The organism is Limnohabitans sp. (assembly GCF_031538885.1).
Classification (GTDB): Bacteria; Pseudomonadota; Gammaproteobacteria; order Burkholderiales; family Burkholderiaceae_C; genus Limnohabitans.
This window is the reverse complement of sequence record NZ_JAVKLW010000019.1, coordinates 1-5,878: the sequence shown is the minus strand read 5'-3', so window position 1 is coordinate 5,878 and position 5,878 is coordinate 1. Positions and strand designations below refer to the sequence as shown.

Genomic DNA, 5,878 nt, shown 5'->3' with positions numbered 1-5,878 from the left:
GTGGCAAATTGACCTCTTGATCTTTGCCGGGTTCGCCCTCATCGTGTTGCCGGTTTTATACACACTCACACGCAAACGGGTGGACCATTTGTATGTCAGTGTTTGGTACTTTGTGGCCGCCTTGTTGTGGATCACCTTGCTGTTTCTTGTCGCCAATCTGCCGGGCGTTCACACGGGGATACAACAAGCCACCACCAACTGGTGGTACGGCCATAACGCACTGGGCTTGTGGTTCACCCCTGTCAGCGTGGGCACCATTTATTATTTCTTGCCCAAGGTGATTGGCCGTCCAGTTCGTTCCTACAACCTCTCGCTGCTGGGATTTTGGACCTTGGCTTTCTTCTATGGCCAAGTTGGTGGTCACCATTTAATCGGCGGACCTGTTCCAGGCTGGCTTACCACCTTGTCCATTGTGCAGAGCGTGATGATGGTGATTCCCGTGATGGCTTTCAGCATCAACCAAGCCAGCACCTTGAAAGGCCAGATGTATCTGGCCCGCTACTCTCCCACCTTGCGATTCATGATGTTCGGTGGGTTGATGTATGTCGCCTCCTCTTTGGAAGGCTCGCTGGAAGCCCTACGCACCGTCAATGCCATCACCCACTTCACCCACTTCACGGTGGCGCATGCCCATCTGGGCATGTACGCCTTCGTGTCGATGGTGCTGTTTGGGGCGATGTATTTCATGATGCCACGCGTATTGAACTGGGAGTGGCCACACCCTTGGTTGATCAGTCTGCACTTCTGGCTCGCAGCCACTGGCATTGGTATTTATGTGATCGGTTTGTCCATCGGTGGCTGGCTGCAAGGACTGGCCATGCTTGATGCGACACGTCCCTTCATCGAATCGGTCACACTCACCATGCCTTACTTGAAGTCTCGCAGCGTGGGCGGCACCTTGATGACCTTGGGCCATGTGGTCTTTGTGATTCACATGCTGATGATGGCCTTGCGCTTTGGTCCACGGCGCACCACCGCAGCTTTGTTCAAACTGCCATCACAGGTGTCGCATGCTCAATGAAATCAAACTCGCCATAGGCGCAGCGGTCTCACTGGGTGTCGCCACGGCGGCACTGGTGGTTTTGCCCTACATCCAAGTCAAGGACATTCATCCACCTGCTGAGCTCAAGCCCTACACCGAGCAGCAGCAGCGTGGCCGCAGCGTCTACATTGCCAACGGCTGTGTGTATTGCCACAGCCAACAACCTCGTGACAGCAAGCATGGCCCTGACACAGCCAGGGGCTGGGGCCGTGCCTCCGTGCCCGCTGACTACGTCTTTGATCAACCTCACCTGCTCGGCACCATGAGAACTGGTCCAGATCTTTTCAACATTGGCGCGCGTCAGCCCAGCGCTGACTGGCACCTTGGACATCTCTACCAACCACGGGCCTACGTACCTGACTCCAACATGCCTGCCTACCCATTTCTATTTAGACACAAACCTGCTGCAGAAGAAGGCGATGTGGTGGTGCAACTGCCACCCGGACAAAACCCGCCCGGACGCATCACCGTCGCGAGCCAAGACGCCTTGGATTTGGTGAAGTACTTGCAATCTATGAATCACACCTATCCGGTGATTGCACCAGCTCAAACACCTCCGGGAGCTGCTTCCAAATGAACGTCACACGCGCCTCCGCTCAAGCCCGAGAAAACGCTGATCCTGTCGAGCGTACGCATCCAATCCCACTGTGGATAGCGGCCATGACCTCTCTGTTGGTGTTGTTTGGCGCAGGCTATCTCCTGTTCTCTGAAGGATTTGGCCCAGTTGAACTGGGCGACCGCCGCACCTTGGCAGATTTATCTGGCAAGGTGGCTACTACGACATCGAACTCGGTGATAGACGGCCAGCAATTGTTCGCCACGCACTGCGTGGCCTGTCACCAAGCCACGGGCCAAGGACTACCGGGCGTGTTTCCGCCCTTGGCAGGTTCCGAATGGGTCAAGGGCGATGCACGCGTCTTGGCGCACATTCTGCTTTTTGGCATCAACGGCCCCATCGAGGTTCAGGGCAAGCCATTCCAAGGTCAAATGCCCGCGTTTGCACACTTGAGCGATGAAGAATTGGCCGCAGTGGGCAGTCATATCCGCACCAACTGGTCCAATCAAGCATTTCCTTTAGAGCTGGACGTAGTTGCCAAAGCGCGGCTAACCAAACGCAACATGCCCTTTGAAGGTGGCGCTGAGCTCAAACGCTTGCCTGCACAACTCGATGCAAGCCCCAAGTGAGTTGCGCAACCTCGCACACAAAATGCATGTCTGAGAGCTCCGACCCTGCGGCCAGCGAGCCAAGCAAGGCCCATGTGTCCAACACGCAACGCTGGGGCGATGTACAACGGGATCTACTGCATCGCAAGCAAAGACTGATCGGCTTGGGGTTGTGGATTGCATTGACCCTTCCCATCGCCCGAGACGCCTTACAGGCGCATATGTGGTCTCACATGATGCTGCAACTGCCTGCACTGGCCGGTTGCGGAGCGCTCATGACAGGCGCACGCGATGACGCTGTGCAAGAACAACCATGGAATGCCTATGGCATGACAGGTTTGAGCTTGTGTGCCGTGGTGTTGACGTTCAGCATGGTGCCGCGGGTGTTGGACATGGCAATCACCACCCCTGAGTGGAACATCTGCAAGTTCATCGGTCTGACGCTGTGCGGCGTTGCTTGGCGTCAATCTTGGCAGCAAGCTGGTTGGGTGCTGCAAGGCTTCCTCCTAGGAAATATATTGCCCATGATGGCCGTGGCAGGCTATCTCTACCAAGACTCGCCGCTGCGCGTTTGCAATGCCTACGGCCTACAAGACCAACAAACAACTGGGCTGCTATTGAACACCTTCGTGGTCGTTGTGGCAGCAGGCTGGTTGTGGCAAGTCGTTCGAGCTACCAGCTCACGCAATGACGAACCCATCAACTCATGAAAAAGCCAATCAATGACGGGTTGGACTTGGGGCATGTGAAGACACATGCCGCCATGCTTTAGAGGGCGATGCGAAGCTTGGCCGCTTGGTACTCACGCTTCAAGCGTGCCACCAACTCGGCCGCAGGCACCACCGCTTTGACCGCGCCAATGCCTTGTCCACAACCCCAAATGTCTTTCCACGCCTTTTGAGCTCCATCACCAAAGTTCATGCGGCTGGGGTCACTCTCGGGCAAATTCTCGGGGTCTAAGCCTGCCTTACGAATCGAAGGGACCAAATAGTTGCCGTGTACGCCAGTGAACAAATTGCTCAACACAATATCGTCCGAGCTACCGTCTATCACGGCTTGCTTGTAGTCGTCTGCCGCCCGCGCCTCATGCGTGGCAATGAACGCAGAGCCAATGTAGGCAAAGTCTGCCCCCATGACTTGCGCAGCCAACACAGCACCGCCCGTGGCAATCGAGCCACTCAAGGCCACAGGGCCATCAAACCATTCACGAATTTCTTGTACCAAGGCAAAGGGGCTCTTCACACCCGCATGTCCGCCTGCACCTGCGGCCACGGCAATCAAACCGTCCGCACCCTTTTCAATCGCCTTCTTGGCGAACTTGTTGTTGATCACATCGTGCAAAACGATGCCACCATAGCTGTGCGCAGCAGCGTTCACATCCTCGCGTGCGCCCAACGAGGTGATGATGATGGGTACCTTGTATTTCACGCACAGCGCCATGTCGTGCATCAAGCGATCATTGCTTTTGTGGACGATTTGATTGATGGCAAAAGGTGCCGCCGGTTGGTCTGGATGTTCGCGGTTGTGGGCAGCCAATGCCTCGGTGATTTCAATCAACCACGCTTCCAGCTGCTGCGCAGGACGCGCATTCAGCGCGGGCATAGACCCCACCACGCCCGCCTTGCACTGCGCGATCACCGACTGAGGGTTGCTGATGATGAACAGGGGCGATGCAATGACGGGCAGCTGAAGCGCATCAAAAACAGCGGGGAGTTTGGACATGGGTCGGTCTTTCAATAGGGTTAGGACGCCTTGCGTGCGGCCCGCCAACTTAGAACGCGTCCAGCGCCAACTCCGTCACACTGTCCGCTCCATCCACAATGCTGTCGCACAAGCTGGGCACCTTGACCAAGATGTGATCGGCATAAAAACGAGCCGTGGTGATTTTGGATTGCATGAACCCCGTGTCTTCGCCTTTGTCCAACTGCGTTTGCGCGACCAACAGCGCACGCGCCATTTGCCAGCCAGCCACCAAGTTACCGGTGAGCATGAGGTAAGGCACGCTACCCGCAAACACGGCATTGGGGCTCGCCTTAGCGCCTGCGACCACAAAGTCCACCACATTCAAGAAGGCCTCACGCGCCGCTTGCAAGCGCACAGCCACGGCCTTGGCGTTGGCGCTGCCGTGCCTGAGCAATTCAGCTTCGGTATAGGCAATTTGCGCCGCAATGCCTCTGGCTGTTTGACCACCATCGCGGCCTGTTTTACGGCCAATCAAATCATTGGCTTGAATGGCGGTGGTACCTTCGTAAATCGTCAAAATTTTGGCGTCGCGGTAGTACTGTGCAGCGCCTGTTTCTTCGATGAAACCCATGCCACCGTGTACTTGCACGCCAAGGCTGGTGACTTCCAAGCTCATCTCCGTGCTAAAGCCTTTGACCAAGGGCACCAAGAATTCGTAGAACGCCAAGTTTTGTTTGCGCGTGTCGGCATCGGAATGATGGTGCGAGGCGTCATACGCGGCAGCCGCCACCGTGGCCATGGCGCGGCAGCCTTCGGTGTAAGCGCGCATCGTCATCAACATGCGACGCACATCGGGGTGGTGAATGATGGGCGCACTGGTTTTCATGCTGCCGTCCACAGGGCGGCTTTGCACGCGGTCGCGTGAGAACGCCACCGCTTTTTGGTAAGCACGCTCAGCGATGGAAATGCCTTGAACGCCCACCGCGTAACGCGCCGCATTCATCATGATGAACATGTATTCGAGACCGCGGTTTTCTTCGCCCACAAGGAAACCCACGGCACCACCGTGGTCGCCATATTGCAACACCGCGGTGGGGCTGGCTTTGATGCCCATCTTGTGCTCGATGCTCACGCAGTGCACATCGTTGCGTGCGCCGAGTGAACCGTCTTTGTTCACCATGAACTTAGGCACCACAAACAAGCTGATGCCTTTCACGCCTTCGGGCGCGCCTTGCACACGGGCTAACACCAAGTGAATGATGTTCTCGGCCATGTCGTGCTCACCGTAGGTGATGTAGATCTTGGTGCCAAACACTTTGTAAGTGCCGTCTGGCAAAGGCTCTGCGCGGGTGCGCACGGCAGCCAAGTCAGAGCCCGCTTGAGGCTCGGTCAAATTCATGGTGCCGGTCCACTCTCCAGAGATGAGCTTCTCGAGGTAAGTGGCCTTGAGCTCGTCAGAGCCCGCCGTCAACAAAGCCTCAATCGCGCCATCGGTCAACATCGGACACAAAGCAAAACTCATGTTGGCCGAATTGAGCATTTCGCCACACGCTGCACCAATGGTCTTGGGCAAGCCTTGGCCACCGTAGTCAGCCGGATGTTGCAAGCTTTGCCAACCCCCTTCGCAATACTGCTGGTACGCCTCTTTGAAGCCGGGCGTGGTAGTCACGTGGCCGTCTTTGAAGAACGAGGGGTTCTTGTCGCCCTCCCAGTTCAGAGGCACGAGCACAGACTCGTTCAACTTCGCACACTCTTCCAGCACGGCTTGGGCTGTGTCAACGCCCATGTCTTCGAAAGCAGGAATTTGTGCCACTTGGTCCAGAGCAGCCAAATGCTCCATGTTGAACACCATGTCTTTGATGGGGGCGATATAACTCATTGTTGATGTCTCCAAAAATAGGCTCAAGAAAAAAGCATCCCGCAGAGTGCTTTTCAAAGTGTGTTTACAACGCGGCGACCAACTCAGGCACCGCCACGAACAAGTCAGCC

6 protein-coding genes are annotated in these 5,878 nt (G+C 56.2%); 4 read left to right on the top strand and 2 right to left on the bottom strand.

The genetic code is table 11. The features are described 5' to 3' along the window. The 4 genes from RMS03_RS01250 to RMS03_RS01235 all read left to right on the top strand — a co-directional run. On the top strand, positions 1-1,021 hold a 1,021-nt coding region (locus RMS03_RS01250; protein WP_310625310.1), incomplete at its 5' end, for a cbb3-type cytochrome c oxidase subunit I. Beyond that, positions 1,011-1,619 carry a cbb3-type cytochrome c oxidase subunit II gene (locus tag RMS03_RS01245; RefSeq protein ID WP_310625309.1) on the top strand — a complete coding sequence of 203 codons (609 nt, stop codon included), beginning with the start codon at positions 1,011-1,013 and terminating at the stop codon, positions 1,617-1,619. The genes RMS03_RS01250 and RMS03_RS01245, both read left to right, overlap by 11 nt. Positions 1,620-1,702: 83 nt before the next feature. Then, positions 1,703-2,227 (top strand): cytochrome c, encoded by a 525-nt coding sequence (locus RMS03_RS01240; protein WP_310625308.1) that lies wholly within the window; start codon positions 1,703-1,705, stop codon positions 2,225-2,227. 26 nt (positions 2,228-2,253) lie between these two features. After that, on the top strand, positions 2,254-2,916 hold the full coding sequence (locus RMS03_RS01235; RefSeq protein ID WP_310625307.1) for a hypothetical protein: 663 nt from the start codon (positions 2,254-2,256) through the stop codon (positions 2,914-2,916). A gap of 58 nt (positions 2,917-2,974) precedes the next feature. Here the strand turns inward: RMS03_RS01235 and RMS03_RS01230 are convergent, their stop codons facing one another. After that, entirely contained in the window at positions 2,975-3,928 is a 954-nt protein-coding gene (locus RMS03_RS01230) for a nitronate monooxygenase family protein (protein ID WP_310625306.1), read from the bottom strand. A 49-nt stretch (positions 3,929-3,977) separates the two neighbouring features. Continuing rightward, positions 3,978-5,768 carry an acyl-CoA dehydrogenase C-terminal domain-containing protein gene (locus RMS03_RS01225; protein ID WP_310625305.1) on the bottom strand — a complete coding sequence of 597 codons (1,791 nt, stop codon included), beginning with the start codon at positions 5,766-5,768 and terminating at the stop codon, positions 3,978-3,980. Positions 5,769-5,878: the final 110 nt, after the last annotated feature.